Annotated in this window: 14 protein-coding genes, 1 tRNA gene, 1 rRNA gene and 1 riboswitch; of the genes, 10 read left to right on the top strand and 6 right to left on the bottom strand. The window is 57.2% G+C overall.

Features of this window, described 5'->3' with window-relative positions; genetic code table 11:
* Positions 1-45: 45 nt before the first annotated feature.
* Positions 46-4269, top strand: a complete 4224-nt coding sequence (rpoC, locus tag AC6I7J_RS17905) for a DNA-directed RNA polymerase subunit beta' (protein WP_021508204.1) — start codon at positions 46-48, stop codon at positions 4267-4269.
* Positions 4270-4335: 66 nt separating this feature from the next.
* Here the strand turns inward: rpoC and AC6I7J_RS17900 are convergent, their stop codons facing one another.
* Positions 4336-4521: a DUF1127 domain-containing protein gene (locus tag AC6I7J_RS17900; protein ID WP_058769981.1), complete on the bottom strand. Its 186-nt coding sequence runs from the start codon at positions 4519-4521 to the stop codon at positions 4336-4338.
* A 175-nt stretch (positions 4522-4696) separates the two neighbouring features.
* On the opposite strand from AC6I7J_RS17900, the gene AC6I7J_RS17895 reads away from it, so the two are divergent.
* A complete protein-coding gene (locus AC6I7J_RS17895; protein WP_058758901.1) occupies positions 4697-6151 on the top strand; it encodes an aminotransferase-like domain-containing protein in 1455 nt (484 codons plus the stop codon).
* Positions 6152-6313: 162 nt separating this feature from the next.
* Here AC6I7J_RS17895 and thiE read toward each other — a convergent pair whose 3' ends face one another.
* The 3 genes from thiE to AC6I7J_RS17880 form a co-directional block, all read right to left on the bottom strand.
* Positions 6314-6961, bottom strand: coding sequence for a thiamine phosphate synthase (thiE, locus tag AC6I7J_RS17890; RefSeq protein ID WP_498007241.1), 648 nt, complete (start codon positions 6959-6961; stop codon positions 6314-6316).
* Complete coding sequence (gene thiC, locus AC6I7J_RS17885; RefSeq protein WP_021508200.1) at positions 6961-8883, bottom strand: phosphomethylpyrimidine synthase ThiC; 1923 nt, start codon at positions 8881-8883, stop codon at positions 6961-6963. Before thiC ends, thiE begins: the two co-directional genes overlap by 1 nt.
* Before the next feature lie 91 nt (positions 8884-8974).
* Positions 8975-9075: riboswitch (TPP riboswitch) on the bottom strand.
* A 152-nt stretch (positions 9076-9227) separates the two neighbouring features.
* Entirely contained in the window at positions 9228-9734 is a 507-nt protein-coding gene (locus tag AC6I7J_RS17880) for an Rsd/AlgQ family anti-sigma factor (protein ID WP_021508199.1), read from the bottom strand.
* 88 nt (positions 9735-9822) lie between these two features.
* Between AC6I7J_RS17880 and nudC the strand changes: the two genes are divergently transcribed.
* The 6 genes from nudC to AC6I7J_RS17850 all read left to right on the top strand — a co-directional run bounded on the left by nudC (position 9823) and on the right by AC6I7J_RS17850 (position 14222).
* On the top strand, positions 9823-10596 hold the full coding sequence (gene nudC / locus AC6I7J_RS17875) for an NAD(+) diphosphatase (protein WP_021508198.1): 774 nt from the start codon (positions 9823-9825) through the stop codon (positions 10594-10596).
* A 39-nt stretch (positions 10597-10635) separates the two neighbouring features.
* Positions 10636-11703, top strand: a complete 1068-nt coding sequence (gene hemE, locus AC6I7J_RS17870) for a uroporphyrinogen decarboxylase (protein WP_058769978.1) — start codon at positions 10636-10638, stop codon at positions 11701-11703.
* Between the two features lie 2 nt (positions 11704-11705).
* Positions 11706-12374, top strand: coding sequence for a deoxyribonuclease V (nfi, locus tag AC6I7J_RS17865; RefSeq protein WP_021508196.1), 669 nt, complete (start codon positions 11706-11708; stop codon positions 12372-12374).
* Positions 12375-12436: 62 nt separating this feature from the next.
* Complete coding sequence (locus tag AC6I7J_RS17860; RefSeq protein WP_031279834.1) at positions 12437-13027, top strand: YjaG family protein; 591 nt, start codon at positions 12437-12439, stop codon at positions 13025-13027.
* A gap of 188 nt (positions 13028-13215) precedes the next feature.
* Positions 13216-13488: a nucleoid-associated protein HU-alpha gene (gene hupA, locus AC6I7J_RS17855; protein WP_006121511.1), complete on the top strand. Its 273-nt coding sequence runs from the start codon at positions 13216-13218 to the stop codon at positions 13486-13488.
* Between the two features lie 68 nt (positions 13489-13556).
* Positions 13557-14222 (top strand): DUF1481 domain-containing protein, encoded by a 666-nt coding sequence (locus AC6I7J_RS17850; RefSeq protein ID WP_104094432.1) that lies wholly within the window; start codon positions 13557-13559, stop codon positions 14220-14222.
* Between the two features lie 28 nt (positions 14223-14250).
* Here the strand turns inward: AC6I7J_RS17850 and purD are convergent, their stop codons facing one another.
* Together purD and purH are read right to left on the bottom strand one after the other, a co-directional pair.
* A complete protein-coding gene (gene purD / locus AC6I7J_RS17845; RefSeq protein ID WP_021508193.1) occupies positions 14251-15531 on the bottom strand; it encodes a phosphoribosylamine--glycine ligase in 1281 nt (426 codons plus the stop codon).
* A gap of 18 nt (positions 15532-15549) precedes the next feature.
* Positions 15550-17139: a bifunctional phosphoribosylaminoimidazolecarboxamide formyltransferase/IMP cyclohydrolase gene (purH, locus tag AC6I7J_RS17840; RefSeq protein WP_021508192.1), complete on the bottom strand. Its 1590-nt coding sequence runs from the start codon at positions 17137-17139 to the stop codon at positions 15550-15552.
* A 628-nt stretch (positions 17140-17767) separates the two neighbouring features.
* Between purH and AC6I7J_RS17835 the strand changes: the two genes are divergently transcribed.
* A 16S ribosomal RNA gene (locus tag AC6I7J_RS17835) occupies positions 17768-19309 on the top strand.
* 86 nt (positions 19310-19395) lie between these two features.
* Positions 19396-19471, top strand: a tRNA-Glu gene (locus tag AC6I7J_RS17830).
* Positions 19472-19673: the final 202 nt, after the last annotated feature.

Raw genomic sequence — 19673 nt, 5'->3', positions numbered from 1 at the left:
CGCCTGGCGCGTCCCTGAGAGTTCCACTCCGACGGGAGCTAATCCGTGAAAGACTTACTTAAGTTTCTGAAAGCGCAAACTAAAACCGAAGAGTTTGATGCGATCAAAATTGCGCTGGCCTCGCCAGACATGATCCGTTCCTGGTCTTTCGGTGAAGTTAAAAAGCCGGAAACCATTAACTACCGTACCTTCAAGCCGGAGCGTGACGGTCTTTTCTGTGCCCGTATTTTCGGACCGGTAAAAGATTACGAATGCCTGTGCGGTAAGTACAAGCGTCTGAAACACCGTGGCGTGATCTGTGAGAAGTGTGGCGTTGAAGTTACGCAGACCAAAGTGCGTCGTGAGCGTATGGGCCACATTGAGCTGGCTTCGCCGACCGCGCACATCTGGTTCCTGAAATCACTGCCATCCCGCATCGGTTTGCTGCTGGATATGCCGCTGCGTGATATCGAGCGCGTACTGTACTTCGAATCTTATGTTGTGGTCGAAGGCGGCATGACCAACCTGGAAAAACGTCAGATTCTGACCGAAGAGCAGTACCTTGACGCGCTGGAAGAGTTCGGTGACGAATTCGACGCGAAGATGGGTGCGGAAGCTATCCAGGCGCTGCTGAAAAATATGGATCTGGAGCAGGAGTGCGAGCAGCTGCGTGAAGAGCTGAACGAAACCAACTCTGAGACCAAACGTAAAAAGCTGACCAAGCGTATCAAGCTGCTGGAAGCGTTCGTGCAGTCTGGCAACAAGCCAGAGTGGATGATCCTGACCGTTCTGCCGGTGCTGCCGCCAGATCTGCGTCCGCTGGTACCGCTGGACGGCGGTCGTTTCGCTACGTCGGATCTGAACGATCTGTATCGTCGCGTGATCAACCGTAACAACCGTCTGAAGCGTCTGCTGGATCTGGCTGCGCCAGATATCATCGTACGTAACGAAAAACGTATGCTGCAGGAAGCGGTAGATGCCCTGCTGGATAACGGCCGTCGCGGTCGTGCCATCACCGGCTCTAACAAACGTCCTCTGAAATCTTTGGCCGACATGATCAAAGGTAAGCAGGGTCGTTTCCGTCAGAACCTGCTGGGTAAACGTGTTGACTACTCCGGTCGTTCGGTTATCACCGTAGGTCCATACCTGCGTCTGCATCAGTGCGGTCTGCCGAAGAAAATGGCACTGGAGCTGTTCAAACCGTTCATCTACGGCAAGCTGGAACTGCGTGGCCTCGCGACCACCATTAAAGCGGCCAAGAAAATGGTTGAGCGCGAAGAAGCGGTCGTCTGGGATATCCTGGATGAAGTGATTCGCGAACACCCGGTACTGCTGAACCGTGCACCAACCCTGCACCGTCTGGGTATCCAGGCGTTTGAACCGGTTCTGATCGAAGGTAAAGCGATCCAGCTGCACCCGCTGGTGTGTGCGGCGTATAACGCCGACTTCGATGGTGACCAGATGGCTGTTCACGTACCGCTGACGCTGGAAGCCCAGCTGGAAGCGCGTGCGCTGATGATGTCTACCAACAACATTCTGTCTCCAGCGAACGGCGAGCCAATCATCGTTCCTTCACAGGACGTTGTTCTGGGTCTGTACTACATGACCCGTGACAAAGTGAACGCCAAAGGCGAAGGCATGGTGTTGACCGGCCCGAAAGAAGCTGAGCGTGTTTACCGCGCTGGCCAGGCCGAGCTGCATGCACGCGTTAAAGTGCGTATCACTGAATACAGCAAAAATGAGCAGGAAGAGCTCGTTGCGAAAACCAGCCTGATCGACACCACCATTGGTCGTGCGATCCTGTGGATGATCGTACCGAAAGGTCTGCCTTACTCCATCGTCAACCAGGCGCTGGGTAAGAAAGCGATCTCTAAGATGCTGAACACCTGTTACCGCATCCTGGGCCTGAAGCCGACCGTTATCTTTGCTGACCAGACCATGTACACCGGCTTTGCCTATGCAGCCCGTTCAGGTGCCTCAGTAGGTATCGACGACATGGTGATTCCTGCCAAGAAAGCAGAAATCATTGCAGAAGCCGAAGCGGAAGTGGCCGAGATCCAGGAGCAGTTCCAGTCTGGTCTGGTTACCGCGGGCGAACGTTACAACAAAGTCATCGATATCTGGGCTGCGGCTAACGAACGCGTATCCAAAGCGATGATGGATAACCTGCAGACCGAAACCGTGATCAACCGTCACGGCGAAGAAGAGCAGCAGGTTTCGTTCAACAGCATCTACATGATGGCCGACTCCGGTGCGCGTGGTTCTGCGGCACAGATTCGTCAGCTGGCAGGTATGCGTGGTCTGATGGCGAAGCCAGATGGCTCCATCATCGAGACGCCGATCACCGCGAACTTCCGTGAAGGTCTGAACGTACTCCAGTACTTCATCTCGACCCACGGTGCGCGTAAAGGTCTGGCCGATACCGCACTGAAAACGGCGAACTCCGGTTACCTGACCCGTCGTCTGGTTGACGTGGCGCAGGACCTGGTAGTCACCGAAGACGACTGTGGCACATTCGAAGGCATCATGATGACTCCGGTCATCGAAGGTGGCGACGTTAAAGAGCCGCTGCGTGAGCGTGTACTGGGTCGTGTGACGGCAGAAGACGTGCTGAAGCCGGGCACTGCGGACATCCTGATCCCGCGTAACACCCTGATCGATGAGCACTGGTGTGACGTGGTTGAACTGAACTCCGTGGACGCGATTAAAGTGCGTTCCGTGGTGAGCTGTGAAACCGACTTCGGTGTGTGTGCACACTGCTACGGTCGCGATCTGGCACGTGGTCACATCATCAACAAAGGTGAGGCCATCGGCGTTATCGCAGCACAGTCCATCGGTGAGCCGGGTACCCAGCTGACCATGCGTACCTTCCACATCGGTGGTGCGGCATCGCGTGCAGCAGCTGAATCCAGCATTCAGGTGAAGAACAAAGGTACTATCAAGCTGACCAACGCCAAGTCAGTAACCAACTCCTCCGGGAAACTGGTTATCGTCTCGCGTAACGTTGAGCTGAAGATGATCGACGAGTTCGGTCGTACCAAAGAGAGCTATAAAGTGCCTTACGGTGCGGTCATGGCGAAAGGTGATGGCGAGCAGGTTGCCGCGGGCGAAACCGTTGCAAACTGGGATCCACACACCATGCCGGTTATCACCGAAGTGGGCGGTTTCATCCGCTTCACTGACATGATCGACGGTCAGACCATTACCCGTCAGACTGACGACCTCACCGGCCTGTCATCGCTGGTGGTACTGGATTCTGCAGAGCGTACTGCGGGCGGTAAAGACCTGCGTCCGGCACTGAAAATCGTTGATGCCAACGGCAACGACGTACTGATCCCGGGCACCGACATGCCGGCACAGTACTTCCTGCCAGGTAAAGCGATTGTGCAGCTGGAAGATGGCGTGAAGATCAGCTCGGGTGATACCCTGGCGCGTGTTCCGCAGGAATCTGGCGGTACCAAGGACATCACCGGTGGTCTGCCACGCGTTGCCGACCTGTTCGAAGCGCGTCGTCCGAAAGAGCCAGCAATCCTGGCGGAGATCAGCGGTATCATCTCCTTCGGTAAAGAGACCAAAGGCAAGCGTCGTCTGGTGATCACCCCGGTTGACGGTAGCGATCCGTATGAAGAGATGATTCCGAAATGGCGTCAGCTCAACGTATTCGAAGGTGAGCGTGTAGAACGTGGTGACGTCGTTTCCGACGGCCCAGAGTCTCCGCACGACATCCTGCGTCTGCGTGGCGTCCATGCTGTGACCCGTTACATCACCAACGAAGTGCAGGAAGTTTACCGCCTGCAGGGCGTTAAGATTAACGATAAGCACATCGAAGTCATCGTGCGTCAGATGCTGCGTAAAGCAACCATCATGAACGCGGGTAGCTCGGAGTTCCTGGAAGGCGAGCAGGCGGAAGTCTCTCGTATCAAGATCTCCAACCGCGATCTGGAAGCGAACGGCAAAATCGGCGCGACGTACATGCGTGACCTGCTGGGTATCACCAAAGCCTCGCTGGCAACCGAATCGTTCATCTCTGCGGCATCGTTCCAGGAGACCACCCGTGTCCTGACCGAAGCAGCGGTAGCAGGCAAGCGCGACGAACTGCGCGGCCTGAAAGAGAACGTTATCGTGGGTCGTCTGATCCCGGCCGGTACCGGTTATGCTTACCACCAGGATCGTATGCGTCGCCGTCAGGCGGGTGAAGCACCGGTTGCACCGCAGGTGACTGCGGATGAAGCCTCTGCCAGCCTCGCTGAGCTGCTGAACGCCGGTCTGGGCGGTAGCGACGACGAATAATCGTCTGCTCTGCTGACCATGAAAAAACCCTGCCTCGGCAGGGTTTTTTTTTGTCTCAAATCCGCGTTATTTCTGATTGATATCCTGACGCGTCAGCCCGATGTCACGCAGCTGCGCATCACTCAGGTGCGAAAGAATCTCACGCGTTTCCCGTCTGGCCTGCCAGCGTTTGATTGCGCGCACGCCGCCACGAAAGATATCGAGTAAGGTCACGCTGAACGGTTTTGCCGCCCGATTCTGATCGAATTCCATAATCCCAGCCCTCAGTATGATGTCTGAACAACATTTTCCCTCTGAAGGTGAATGCAATACAGATTCAAAAATCACTTATCTTTAACATACAGATTGCGCCCGTACCGATCTGAATGGTAGAAATAGGCGTCATCTGTACTGATTTTTGATCACCGTTAACGCAGCGAGGCACACAATGACGCGCTATCAACATCTGGCCTGTCTGCTTTCAGACCGTATTGAGCAGGGGCTGTATCGCAGCGGCGAACGCTTGCCCTCGGTGCGTACGCTCAGCATTGAGCACGGCGTCAGCATCAGCACCGTGCAGCAGGCTTATCATCTGCTGGAAGAGAAGCAGCTTATCGTGCCGCAGCCGCGTTCCGGCTATTTTGTCGCTACCCGTAAAGCCACGCCGCCGGTACCCGCGATGACCCGACCCGTACAGCGTCCGGTTGAGATCACCCAGTGGGAATCGGTGCTGGAGCTGCTGAGCAGCCGCATTAATGGCGACGTGCTGCAGCTGGGCAGCGGCATGCCGGACCTGACTCAGCCGACGCTCAAGCCGCTGTGGAAAATCATGGGCCGCATGGCGCAGAAACAGGACATTGAGCAGCTCAACTACGACAGCCTGCTCGGCGTGGCAGCGCTGCGCGAGCAGATTGCGCGGCTGACAATTGACAGCGGCTGTCAGCTGACGGCGGAAGATATTGTCATCACCACCGGTTGCCATGAAGCGCTGTCGGTGTCGATTCGCGCCGTGTGCGAGCCAGGCGATATCATTGCCGTTGAGTCGCCAGCGTTTCACGGCACCATGCAGACACTGCGCGGTCTGGGCATCCGCGCCATTGAAATCCCTACCGATGCGGTCAGCGGGATCAGTCTTGAGGCGCTGGAGCTGGCGTTTGAGCAATGGCCAATTAAAGCGGTGGTGGTGGTACCCAACTGTAATAATCCGCTTGGATTTATCATGCCGGAAGCGCGTAAGCGCGCGCTGCTGACGCTGGCGCAGCGCTTTGACGCGGCGATCATTGAAGATGATGTTTACGGCGAGCTGGCGTGGGAGTATCCGCGTCCGATCACCATCAAATCGCTGGATATGGATGGCCGCGTGCTGCTGTGCAGTTCGTTTTCCAAAACCCTGGCGCCCGGCTTGCGCGTGGGCTGGGTCGCGCCGGGACGCTATCGCGATCGCGTACTGCACATGAAATATATTGGCACCGGTTCGACGGCAACGCAGCCGCAGTATGCGGTCGCAGAGTTTATTCGTCAGGGCCATTACCTGCCGCATTTGCGCCGCATGCGCCAGGTGTATCAGCGTAACTATGAGACGTTTAGCTGCTGGGTGCGCCACTATTTTCCCTGCGGCATTTGCGTCTCGCGGCCGCAGGGCAGTTTCCTGATGTGGATTGAGCTGCCGGAAGCCTTCGATGCGGTGCGGCTGAATGCGGAGCTGCGGGAGCTGAAAATCCAGGTGGCGGTCGGTTCGCTGTTTTCGGCGGCGGGTAAATATCGCAACTGTCTGCGCCTCAATTATGGTCTGCCAATGAATGAGCAAACCGAGCAGGCGATTGCCAGCCTCGGCGCAGCCGTGGAGCGTGCCATGCAGGCCTGCAGTGCGGAAACGCGCCATATCACCTCCCTGACAGAATAACGGTGGAAAGGCAGGGCCGGACAGAGAGTCGGGGAAGCCAGCCCTGGCCCGCTGCAAGCGACAGCGGGCAGGCTCACTTTAGCGCTTGTCCCCGGTCGCGCCAGCCCTGACTGCTGCCGTTTGCGCACCGTATTCGCGGATTTTTAGCGCCGTTGCAGTCAGTTACAACCCTTTTGCGACATGCTCTGGGGATTCCACCAGCGCCAGCAGCTGGTGGGTGGCCGCCTGCCAGTCTTCCGCCTGGGTAATCGCGCTGACCACGGCAATGCTGCCGACGCCAGTCGCCAGCACCTCCGGCACGCGTGCCAGCGAAATGCCGCCAATCGCTACGGTGGGAATGTGCTGCAGCCGCGCCAGATGGCGCTTCAGCTCGGCAATGCCCTGTGGCGCAGAGGGCATCTCTTTGGTTTGTGTCGGAAAGATGTGCCCGAGCGCAATATAGGACGGACGCAGCGCCAGCGCGCGATCCAGCTCGGCGTCATCGTGTGTCGACAGACCCAGGCGTAAGCCGGCGTGGCGGATAGCATCCAGGTCGGCCACGTCGAGATCTTCCTGGCCAAGATGCACACCATAGGCATTGTATTTAATCGCCAGACGCCAGTAGTCATTGATGAACAGCCGGGCGCCGTACTGTTTGCCGAGGGCGATGGCATCGCGCACTGCGGCTTCGATCTGGCGATCATCGCCATCTTTAATCCGCAGCTGGAGGGTGCGCACGCCGGTAGCCAGCAGGCGTTCAATCCACTGTACGCTGTCGACAACCGGATACAGCCCCAGTTTTGGCGCGGTGGCAGGGAAGGCTTCAGTCATCATTTTTCCTCTTTCAGGGCATCGGCGGCGTGATACAGCTCGCCGCCACGGCTACGGAAGGCATCGGACATTTGCGCCATGCCCAGCGCTATCGGCTGGGCTTCCGCCTGCTGGCGGGCGGCAAATTCGCGCACTTCCTGGGTGATTTTCATTGAACAGAATTTGGGGCCGCACATGGAACAGAAGTGGGCCACTTTGCCGGATTCCTGCGGCAGAGTTTCGTCGTGATAGGCCCGCGCGGTATGCGGGTCGAGCGCCAGATTAAACTGATCTTCCCAGCGGAACTCAAAGCGAGCTTTCGACATGGCGTTGTCGCGGATCTGCGCGCCGGGATGGCCTTTAGCCAGATCGGCAGCGTGCGCGGCGATCTTGTAGGTAATCAGCCCCTGCTTAACATCCTCTTTATTCGGCAGGCCAAGGTGCTCTTTCGGCGTGACGTAGCACAGCATCGCGCAGCCAAACCAGCCGATCATGGCGGCGCCAATCCCGGAGGTGAAATGATCGTAGCCCGGCGCGATATCGGTCGTCAGCGGACCCAGCGTATAAAACGGCGCTTCATGGCAGTGTTCCAGCTGCTCGGTCATATTGCGGCGGATCATCTGCATCGGCACGTGACCGGGGCCTTCAATCATGACCTGCACATCATATTGCCAGGCGATTTGCGTCAGCTCGCCTAAGGTACGCAGTTCGGCAAACTGGGCTTCGTCGTTGGCGTCCTGAATCGAGCCGGGACGTAAACCATCACCGAGCGACAGCGCGACATCATAGGCGGCGCAGATTTCACAGATTTCGCGGAAATGCTGGTAGAGGAAGTTTTCCTGATGATGTGACAGGCACCACTTCGCCATGATGGAGCCGCCGCGCGACACGATGCCGGTCAGCCGTTGTGCGGTCATCGGCACATAGCGCAGCAGCACGCCCGCGTGAATGGTGAAGTAATCAACGCCCTGCTCAGCCTGTTCCAGCAGGGTATCGCGGAAAATGTCCCAGTTAAGATCTTCTGCAATACCGTTGACCTTTTCCAGCGCCTGATAGATTGGCACCGTGCCGATCGGCACCGGACTGTTGCGCAAAATCCACTCGCGCGTTTCATGGATATAGCGGCCGGTCGACAGATCCATCACGGTATCTGCCCCCCAGCGCGTGGCCCACACCAGTTTTTCCACTTCCTCTTCAATCGACGAACTTACCGCCGAGTTGCCGATGTTGGCGTTGACCTTCACCAGAAAATTGCGGCCGATGATCATCGGCTCCGATTCGGGGTGATTGATGTTGGCAGGAATGATGGCGCGGCCGCTGGCCACTTCGGCGCGTACGAATTCGGCGCTGATATTCTCTGGCAGCTGCGCACCAAAGCCGTGGCCGGCGTGCTGCTGCAACAGCGTTGCACTGCGGATACGCTCACGTCCCATGTTTTCGCGCAGCGCGATAAACTCCATCTCCGGCGTGATGATGCCCTGACGCGCATAATGCAGCTGCGTGACGCGGCGACCCGCTTTGGCCCGGCGCGGCAGCGGCAGGTGTTCAAAACGCAGATGATCCAGCCCGTCATCCGCCAGCCGCTGCTGACTGTAGCTTGAGCTGAGTGCGCTGATGGTTTCGCTGTCGTTGCGTTCGGCAATCCAGCCGGCGCGTAATTTTGCCAGACCCTGATGCACATTAATGGTCGCGTGGGGATCGCCATAGGCACCGGCAGTGTCATACACCGGCACCGGTTCATTTTCTGCGTATTGCGGATGATCTTTGCTGCCGCCGGTGTGCGTCGGGCTGAGCTGAATTTCGCGCATCGGGACGCGGATATCCGCGCGGCTGCCGCTGATCCAGATACGTTTTGAGTTAGGGAAGGCGGTTCCCTGGAGCGAATCGATAAATTTTTGCGCCTGCGCGCGTTGTTCACGACGTGAGGTTTTAGCATCAGACATAGCAAGTTTCCTGAAAACAAGGGGAAGCTGCTTGTCCGGAGTCCGGAAGGAGTAACAGAAACGGTGCCGGGCGCCTGACTGCACCGTGCTGATCACATCTACTCTTGTTCCCTTCGCAGGTACTAACCTGATCAGGTTCCGCGGATCCCGAATTAACGGTCTCAGCCCCTAAGGGCACTCCGACAAGTTTACGTTTTACGCGATAAGCGACTTTACTGACTGCTGCACGCTGCGCTTATATCGCAAAGTTTGATTGTGGATTGTCGTTAAAAAAGACAATAAAAAAGCCCATTCAGCATAAAAGGGCTTTTCCTGAATAACAAGTCTTTTACAACTGCAGCGGTTCAGGCCGGACGAGCAATGGTGCTGTCATTGGCTACCGGCGGGCGCGCCAGCTGGTTATCCCAGGCGAGCTGAATCAGTTTGTCTTCCAGCGTAAAGCGTGACTCCAGCGCTTCGCCCACTTCTGACAGCGCCTGCTGGAAATCCACGCAGTTGTCGTCATTAATGGCCTGCTGCAGATGGCTGTCATACAGTTGCATCAGACGTTCAGTATTGCCTTCCAGCGCCGGATAGATCTGCGCCGCCGCAATCATCGGGCTGTCGCCGGACATCTCGCTGATGATGCGCTCGTAAACGCTGAAGTGGCCGGTAGAGAGATAGTCCACCAGACGATGGCAAAACGCATCCAGTGCCTGTTCATCCAGCGCGGTCAGCGCTTCTTTGTTCGGCTTCATGCCAATTAACTCGTAATAGGTGACGAGCAGCTGTCGACGGGCGCGCAACCATGAGTCGACTAATTCATTACCGCCACCTACACGCTCGGTCAGGTTATCTAACTGGGTAAGCATACGGGGCTCCAGGTGAGTTATAGTTGTTTATTACACACTTAACATCAGGATTTCAGCGTGCCATTTGACGCTAAGGACAACGATTAAGATGCAACGTGAGATCTCAAGCGTAGACGCTGGCTGGTGGATTGTCAGCTCCGCGCAGAAACTTTGGTTGCCGCAAGGCGAGTTGCCGCATGGCTTATCCGGCGAGTTTGGCCTGACCGGCAGCAGCGGCAGAGTGATTGGCGAGTGGCAGGGCGAAAACGTCTGGCTGGTATGCGAAGCGCGTCCGGACAATATGGCCTCGGTGCGCCAGCTAATAGACGAAGATGTCGGTCTGTTTCAGCTCGCCGGGCGCGGCGTGCAACTGGCTGAGTTCTACCGTTCGCATCGCTGGTGCGGCTATTGCGGCCATGAGATGCAGCACAGCAAGCGCGAATTTGCCTGCCTGTGCAGCCACTGCCGCGAGCGCTACTATCCGCAAATCGCCCCCTGTATCATTGTGGCGATTCGTCGCGGTGAGGAGATCCTGCTGGCAAACCATGCGCGCCATCGCAACAGCATCTACACCGTGCTGGCCGGTTTTGTCGAAGTCGGCGAAACGCTGGAGCAGGCTGTGGCCCGCGAGGTGATGGAAGAGAGCAACGTGCGGGTAAAAAATGTGCGTTACGTGACCTCGCAGCCGTGGCCGTTTCCGCACTCGCTGATGATGGCGTTCATGGCGGAGTACGATGGCGGCGAGCTGCAGCACGATGGTAAAGAGCTGCTGGATGCTGGCTGGTATCGCTACGATGATCTGCCGCTGTTGCCGCCGCCGGGCACCGTGGCGCGCCGGCTGATTGAAGATACGGTTGCGCTGTGTCGCGCCAGCGCGGCGTGAAAATGCTACACTGCCGGCCTTAGCATGAGAGAGCCCATTATGAGTGAACTGAAGAACGATCGTTATCTGCGCGCCCTGTTACGCCAGCCGGTGGATATCACCCCGGTATGGATGATGCGACAAGCCGGGCGTTACCTGCCGGAATACAAAGCCACGCGCGCTGAGGCCGGTGATTTTATGTCGCTGTGTAAGAACGCGGAGCTGGCGTGCGAAGTCACCCTGCAGCCGCTGCGCCGCTATGCGCTGGATGCCGCGATCCTCTTCAGCGATATCCTGACCATTCCGGATGCGATGGGCCTGGGGCTCTACTTTGAGACCGGCGAAGGCCCGCGTTTCTCTCACCCCATCGCCTGCCGTGCCGATGTGGATAAACTGCCGGTGCCGGATCCGGAGCAGGAGCTGGGTTACGTGATGAATGCGGTGCGCACCATCCGTCACAACCTCAAAGGCGAAGTGCCGCTGATCGGTTTCTCCGGCAGCCCGTGGACGCTGGCAACCTACATGGTAGAAGGCGGCAGCAGCAAGGCTTTCACCAAAATCAAGAAGATGATGTACGCCGAGCCGCAGACGCTGCACGCGCTGCTGGATAAGCTGGCAGAGAGCGTGATCCTTTACCTCAACGCACAGATTAAAGCGGGTGCGCAGTCGGTGATGGTGTTTGATACCTGGGGCGGCGTGCTGACCGGGCGCGACTATCGCGAGTTCTCACTCTATTACATGCACAAAATCGTCGACAGCGTGCTGCATGAGAACGAAGGACGACGCGTGCCCATCACCCTGTTTACCAAGGGCGGCGGCCAGTGGCTGGAAGAGATGGCGGCCACCGGCTGTGATGCGCTGGGTCTTGACTGGACCACCGATATTGGCGAAGCGCGGCGCCGTGTGGGCGATAAAGTCGCGCTGCAGGGCAACATGGATCCGTCTATGCTGTATGCACCCCCTGCACGAATTGAGCAGGAAGTGGCAGGGATTCTGGAAGGCTTTGGCGCAGGCGAAGGCCACGTCTTCAACCTCGGTCACGGGATTCATCAGGATGTTCCGCCAGAGCACGCTGGCGCGTTTGTGGAGGCGGTGCATCGGCTATCACGACCATATCATCAGGGATAAGCATGGATTTAGCCGCACTACGACAGCAACAGGTACAGCTCGCCGCCAGCGTGGTGCGGCAGGATGATTTTGACGTACTGCCGCCGCGCTTTATTGGCGGCGCCGATGTCGGTTTTGAACAGGGCGGCGAGGTAACGCGCGCCGCCCTGGTGATCCTCGAATACCCTTCATTAACGCTGGTGGAGCATCGCATCGCGCGTGTCGCGACCACCATGCCTTACATCCCCGGTTTTCTATCGTTTCGCGAAATTCCAGCCCTGCAGGCGGCGTGGCAGCAGCTGTCGCAGCGGCCCGATCTGCTGTTTGTCGATGGCCATGGCATCTCTCATCCGCGCCGGCTGGGCGTTGCTGCGCATTTCGGCTCGCTGCTGGATGTGCCAACCATCGGCGTAGCGAAAAAGCGCCTGTGCGGCCGTTTCGCTGAGCTGGATGCGGCACCGGGCAGTCGTCAGCCGCTGATGGATAAAGGCGAGCAGATTGCCTGGGTGTGGCGCAGCAAGACGCGCTGCAACCCGCTGTTTGTCTCAACCGGCCACCGCGTCAGCCTCGACAGCGCCCTGTACTGGGTTGAAGCCTGCATGGCCGGCTACCGCTTGCCGGAGCCAACGCGCTGGGCCGATGCCGTGGCGTCTGGCCGTCCCGCTTTTGTGAAGTGGCAAAATGCGCGCTAACGCTGTTTGTGCGCGGCTTTTGCGGTACACTGCCGCCAGCTAATCTACCGAGAGTAAGTTTGATGTTACAGAACCCCGTCCATTTGCGTCTGGCGAAGCTGGAAAGCTGGCAGCACATGACCTTTATGGCCTGTCTGTGCGAGCGGATGTTCCCCAATTACTGGGCCTTCTGTCAGCAGACCGAGTTTGCCGATCCGCAGCTCTATCGCCGCATTCTCGACCTGGTGTGGGAAAGCCTGACGGTGAAGGATGCCAAAATCAATTTCGACAGCCAGCTGGAGAAACTGGAAGCGGCGATCCCCAACGGTGACGACTTTGACGTTTACGGCGTGCACCCGGCGATTGACGCCTGCGTGGCGCTGAGTGAACTCCTGCACGCGCAGCTGAGCGGTGAAACGCTGGAGCACGCCATCGAAGTCAGCCGCACGTCGATCACCACCGTGGCCATCCTCGAAATGACCCAGGCCGGTCGCGAAATGAGCGACGAAGAGCTGCGTGACAACCAGGCGGTAATTGACGAATGGGACCTGCAGTGGGAGATTTTTCGCCTGCTGGCAGAGTGCGAAGAACGGGACCTGGAGCTAATCAAAGGGCTACGTGCAGACCTGCGTGAAGCCGGAATCAGTAACATCGGTATAATTTTTCAGCAATAAGGCGAGAAAACGTGACTTCAGGCCCGAATTACCGCGCCTGGAGGCTTCACATCAGCCCCCTGTCTGGTCTACATTTGGGGGGCTGAAAATTGTGGCTATCGGTGCGTGCAGGCTGAAGAGTGCCAGAATATGGCTTTTCCCTCGCACTCGTTGCTTAGCAAGCGATAAATACACTTTAAGGATAACTTATGAACAAGACTCAACTGATTGATGTGATCGCAGAGAAAGCGGACCTGTCTAAAACCCAGGCTAAAGCTGCGCTGGAATCTACCCTGGCTGCGATCACTGAGTCTCTGAAAGAAGGTGATGCTGTACAACTGGTTGGTTTTGGTACTTTTAAAGTGAACCACCGCGCTGAGCGTACCGGTCGCAACCCGCAGACTGGCAAAGAGATCAAAATCGCTGCAGCTAACGTGCCAGCGTTCGTCTCTGGTAAAGCACTGAAAGACGCTGTTAAGTAAGTTTTCCGCATCGCGGTTTAGCTTTAAAAGAGGGGCGATTTCGCCCCTTTTTGTTACCGGGGCCTGCTATGCTGAACATCTCTCCTCAGCGCCTCTGCGCCATCCTCCTCGGGGTATTACTCACCGGCTGCAGTGCCACTCCCGATCTTCCGGCTTTCACCGCCAGCGGCTATCTTTCTGACCGTGGCACGGTGCGAATCTGGCGTAAAAACGGCGACCACGAAGCCGTCCATCTGCGTACTGTCTATACCCCTTTCAATGGCGATAGCCGGGAAACTACCGACTATATCTGGCAGGCGGATAAACTGCTGAGTGTGGAACGGCACATTACTGGCCAGCAGCCGGACGACGTAACCCTGCGTTTCGACCATCAGGGCAACCTCAATTTTATGCAGCGACAGCTCGCTGGCCGGCGTGAAGCCGTCAGCGCCGACAGCGTCGAGCTGTACCGGTTTGACGCGCAGCGCATGCTGGCGCAGAGCAATGCACTGCTGAGTGGTCGGGTACTGTTGCGGCAGGGGCACTGGCAGGGCGGTACGCAGGTTCGTGACTGTGAGGGGCAGCAGGTGAATGTGGCGTTCGATCGCGATACGCTGGCGACGCTGTATCGACAGCAGCAGGGGCAGCAACAGCCGATTACCCTGTCGTGGCTGGAAGCGCCAGAGGGGATTCAGCTGCTGCGTGCCACGCCGGAAGATGAGTGCCGCTGGCAGCCGAAAGAGGCCGATTTTTAGCGGCGACCGGCTGGCCGCCGCCGGGGGCTTACTTGCGGTTAATCGCGCGGTAACCGATATCATTACGGCAGAAGCTGCCGTTCCATGAGATGTGCTGCGCCAGCGCGTAGGCATTCTTCTGCGCTGCCGCCACATCTTCACCCAGCGCGGTCACGCACAGTACGCGACCGCCGCTGGTCACCACCAGATCATCTTTCAGGGTGGTGCCGGCATGGAATACCTTCCCGTCCGGTACGTCTTCCAGCGGCAGACCGTGGATCTGATCGCCCGTGTTGTAGTCGCCCGGATAACCGCCAGCGGCCAGCACCACGCCGAGTGACGGGCGCGGATCCCACTGTGACTGCTGCTGATCGAGCTTGCCGTCGACGGCGGCGAGGCACAGCGCGACCAGATCCGACTGCAGACGCAGCATGATCGGCTGCGTTTCCGGATCGCCGAAGCGGCAGTTAAATTCGATCACCTTCGGCTGACCGGCTTTGTCGATCATCAGACCGGCATACAGGAAACCGGTGTAGGTGTTACCTTCCGCTTTCATGCCGTTGACGGTTGGCCAGATGATCTGATCCATCACGCGCTGGTGAATCTCATCGGTCACTACCGGCGCCGGTGAGTAAGCGCCCATGCCACCGGTGTTCGGGCCGGTGTCGCCGTCGCCAACACGTTTATGATCCTGGCTGGTGGCCATCGGCAGGACGTTATCGCCGTCCACCATCACGATGAAGCTGGCTTCTTCACCATCAAGAAACTCTTCGATGACGATGCGGTGACCTGCGTCGCCAAATGCATTGCCGGCCAGCATGTCCTGCACTGCCGCTTCCGCTTCGGCCAGCGTCATGGCGACAATGACGCCTTTACCCGCGGCCAGACCGTCCGCTTTGATGACGATCGGCGCGCCTTTCTCACGCAGGTAAGCCAGCGCGGGTTCCACCTCGGTGAAGTTCTGGTATTCCGCCGTCGGGATCTGCTGGCGGGCAAGGAAATCTTTGGTGAAGGCTTTTGAGCCCTCCAGCTGCGCGGCCGCCTGCGTCGGGCCAAAGATTTTCAGGCCGGCAGCGCGAAACGCATCGACTACGCCAATCACCAGCGGCGCTTCCGGTCCGACGATGGTCAGGTCGATGTTTTCCTGCTGCGCAAACGCCAGCAGTGCCGGAATATCGGTGGCGCTGATGGCCACGTTCTGCAGGGCCGGCTCCAGCGCGGTACCGGCGTTGCCTGGCGCAACAAATACGGTTTCTGCCAGCGGCGACTGTGCTGCTTTCCACGCCAGCGCGTGTTCACGTCCACCATTACCAATCACTAAAATTTTCATCGTTACGGCTCCAGGCTATTAATGGCGGAAATGACGCATGTCAGTGAAGATCATCGCGATGCCGTGCTCGTCGGCGGCAGCAATTACTTCATCATCGCGGATGGAACCGCCCGGCTGGATCACACAGGTGATGCCCACTGCTGCCGCAGCATCAATGCCATCGCGGAACGGGAAGAAGGCGTCGGAAGCCATGGCGGAACCCTTCACCTCCAGTCCTTCGTCAGCGGCTTTGATGCCGGCAATTTTGGCAGAGTAAACGCGGCTCATCTGGCCCGCGCCAATACCGATCGTCATGTTGTCGCGTGCATACACAATGGCGTTGGATTTAACGAATTTCGCCACTTTCCAGCAGAACAGCGCGTCACGCAGTTCCTGTTCGGTCGGCTGACGTTGGCTGACAACGCGCAGCTGGCTGGCATCGACCATACCGAGATCGCGATCCTGAACCAGCAGGCCACCGTTGACGCGTTTGAAGTCGAGACCGGCCACGCGGCTCTGCCACTGACCGCACACCAGAACGCGGACGTTCTGTTTGGCTGCGGTCACGCGCAGTGCCGCTTCACTGGCCGATGGCGCAATAATGACTTCCACGAACTGACGGCTGATGATCGCCTGCGCGGTCGCTTCATCCAGCTCACGGTTAAAGGCGATGATGCCGCCGAACGCCGAGGTCGGATCGGTTTTATAAGCGCGCTCGTAGGCGGCAAGAATTGAATCGCCTGCGGCGACGCCGCATGGGTTAGCGTGCTTGACGATAACGCAGGCTGGCTCGCTGAACTCCTTGACGCACTCCAGTGCCGCATCGGTATCGGCAATATTGTTGTAGGACAGCGCTTTGCCCTGCAGCTGCTGTGCGGTGGCGACCGACGCTTCGCTGACTTGCTCTTCAATATAGAAAGCAGCGTCCTGATGGCTGTTCTCGCCGTAACGCATATCCTGCTTTTTAATAAAGTTGAGGTTCAGGGTGCGCGGGAAGCGGCCGGCCGGCGCGGTGCTTTCGCCGTGATAGGCCGGTACCAGGCTGCCAAAGTAGTTGGCAATCATGCTGTCGTAAGCGGCGGTGTGTTCAAAGGCTTTGATGGCCAGATCGAAACGGGTTTCCAGCGTCAGGGAGTTTTCGTTGGCATCGAGCTCCGCGATGATCGCGTCGTAGTCACTGCTCTTCACCACGATCGCCACGTCTTTGTGGTTCTTGGCTGCCGAGCGCACCATGGTGGGACCGCCGATATCAATGTTCTCAACGGCATCTTCCAGGCTGCAGTCGGCTTTCGCCACGGTCTGGGCAAAGGGATAGAGGTTCACCACCACCATGTCGATAGGATTGATGGCGTGCTCGGCCATGATGGCATCATCGGTGCCGCGACGGCCCAGAATGCCACCGTGCACTTTGGGGTGCAGCGTTTTGACGCGTCCATCCATCATTTCCGGGAAACCGGTGTAGTCAGAAACTTCCGTGACGGGCAGGCCGGCATCTGCCAGCAGGCGCGCGGTGCCACCTGTGGAGAGCAGCTCAACACCACGATGGGAGAGGGCCTGAGCAAATTCGAGGATACCGGCTTTGTCAGAGACACTGAGCAGAGCGCGGCGTACAGGACGACGTTGTTGCATGGTGGTTTTATCCCTTGGCTTTGTTTCGCGTAAATAAGAGCGTTACATCAGGCTTAACTTTCTCTCTCTATATATAGAAGAGAACATTTACCTCAGGTAACGCCCCAGAAGGGGCATCCTTGACGTCGCGGGGCATTGTAGCGAAAACGTTTGCGCGATGCTCGCCTAAATTTATTACCGGCTGCAGATGTGGATAACTTTGTGTGTAACCGGGTATAAGGCGGGGTTTTGCTGTGGAATGCAGCGAACGATTGTTTTTATTGAATTTAGCGGTTGCGCGTGCCGAACAACTCCCTATAATGCGCCTCCATCGACACGGCACAACGACTTACGGAATGCGGTGTAGACAGGAAGCTTCGTTAAGAACTTCCGCCGGAGAAAAACGCTGAAAAAAGTGTTTGACTCTGAAGGAGGAAAGCGTAATATACGCCACCTCGCGACAGCAGGCCGAACGCCGCGTCGCACCGCTCTTTAACAATTTATCAGACAATCTGTGTGGGCACTCGCAGGATTGATATCAGCGTCTCCGGACGTAAAAAATATTAAGTCTTTGCTGAGTGAACACGTAATTCATTACGAAGTTTAATTCACAGAGCATCGCTGCACTCGTTGCAGCAAATCAAACTTTAAATTGAAGAGTTTGATCATGGCTCAGATTGAACGCTGGCGGCAGGCCTAACACATGCAAGTCGAACGGCAGCACAGAAGAGCTTGCTCTTTGGGTGGCGAGTGGCGGACGGGTGAGTAATGTCTGGGAAACTGCCCGATGGAGGGGGATAACTACTGGAAACGGTAGCTAATACCGCATAACGTCGCAAGACCAAAGTGGGGGACCTTCGGGCCTCACACCATCGGATGTGCCCAGATGGGATTAGCTAGTAGGTGGGGTAATGGCTCACCTAGGCGACGATCCCTAGCTGGTCTGAGAGGATGACCAGCCACACTGGAACTGAGACACGGTCCAGACTCCTACGGGAGGCAGCAGTGGGGAATATTGCACAATGGGCGCAAGCCTGATGCAGCCATGCCGCGTGTATGAAGAAGGCCTTCGGGTTGTAAAGTACTTTCAGCGGGGAGGAAGGCGGTGAGGTTAATAACCTCGCCGATTGACGTTACCCGCAGAAGAAGCACCGGCTAACTCCGTGCCAGCAGCCGCGGTAATACGGAGGGTGCAAGCGTTAATCGGAATTACTGGGCGTAAAGCGCACGCAGGCGGTCTGTTAAGTCAGATGTGAAATCCCCGGGCTTAACCTGGGAACTGCATTTGAAACTGGCAGGCTTGAGTCTCGTAGAGGGGGGTAGAATTCCAGGTGTAGCGGTGAAATGCGTAGAGATCTGGAGGAATACCGGTGGCGAAGGCGGCCCCCTGGACGAAGACTGACGCTCAGGTGCGAAAGCGTGGGGAGCAAACAGGATTAGATACCCTGGTAGTCCACGCCGTAAACGATGTCGACTTGGAGGTTGTGCCCTTGAGGCGTGGCTTCCGGAGCTAACGCGTTAAGTCGACCGCCTGGGGAGTACGGCCGCAAGGTTAAAACTCAAATGAATTGACGGGGGCCCGCACAAGCGGTGGAGCATGTGGTTTAATTCGATGCAACGCGAAGAACCTTACCTGGCCTTGACATCCAGAGAACTTAGCAGAGATGCTTTGGTGCCTTCGGGAACTCTGAGACAGGTGCTGCATGGCTGTCGTCAGCTCGTGTTGTGAAATGTTGGGTTAAGTCCCGCAACGAGCGCAACCCTTATCCTTTGTTGCCAGCGATTCGGTCGGGAACTCAAAGGAGACTGCCGGTGATAAACCGGAGGAAGGTGGGGATGACGTCAAGTCATCATGGCCCTTACGGCCAGGGCTACACACGTGCTACAATGGCGCATACAAAGAGAAGCGACCTCGCGAGAGCAAGCGGACCTCATAAAGTGCGTCGTAGTCCGGATTGGAGTCTGCAACTCGACTCCATGAAGTCGGAATCGCTAGTAATCGTAGATCAGAATGCTACGGTGAATACGTTCCCGGGCCTTGTACACACCGCCCGTCACACCATGGGAGTGGGTTGCAAAAGAAGTAGGTAGCTTAACCTTCGGGAGGGCGCTTACCACTTTGTGATTCATGACTGGGGTGAAGTCGTAACAAGGTAACCGTAGGGGAACCTGCGGTTGGATCACCTCCTTACCTGAAGATACTTTCCCGCGAAGTGCTCACACAGATTGTCTGATGAAAAAGTAATGAGCAAAGCGTCTTACGAAAGAGACTTCAGTGTCCCCTTCGTCTAGAGGCCTAGGACACCGCCCTTTCACGGCGGTAACAGGGGTTCGAATCCCCTAGGGGACGCCACTTGCTGGTAATGAGTGAAAGGCGTTACCGATAATACTTCAGAGTGTGCTGATTAAGCATGCTGCGAAGTATTTGCTCTTTAACAATCCGGAACAAGCTGAAAATTGAAACGACACGTCGTTTTCATTCTCCGTAATAAGAATGAAATTTACGATGTGTTCGAGTCTCTCAAATTTTCACATCCCATGTGGAATGCAGGAAT

This window comes from Type-C symbiont of Plautia stali (genome assembly GCF_059730935.1).
The sequence above is the reverse complement of the archived record's forward strand: the minus strand, read 5'-3'. Positions and strand labels throughout refer to the sequence as shown.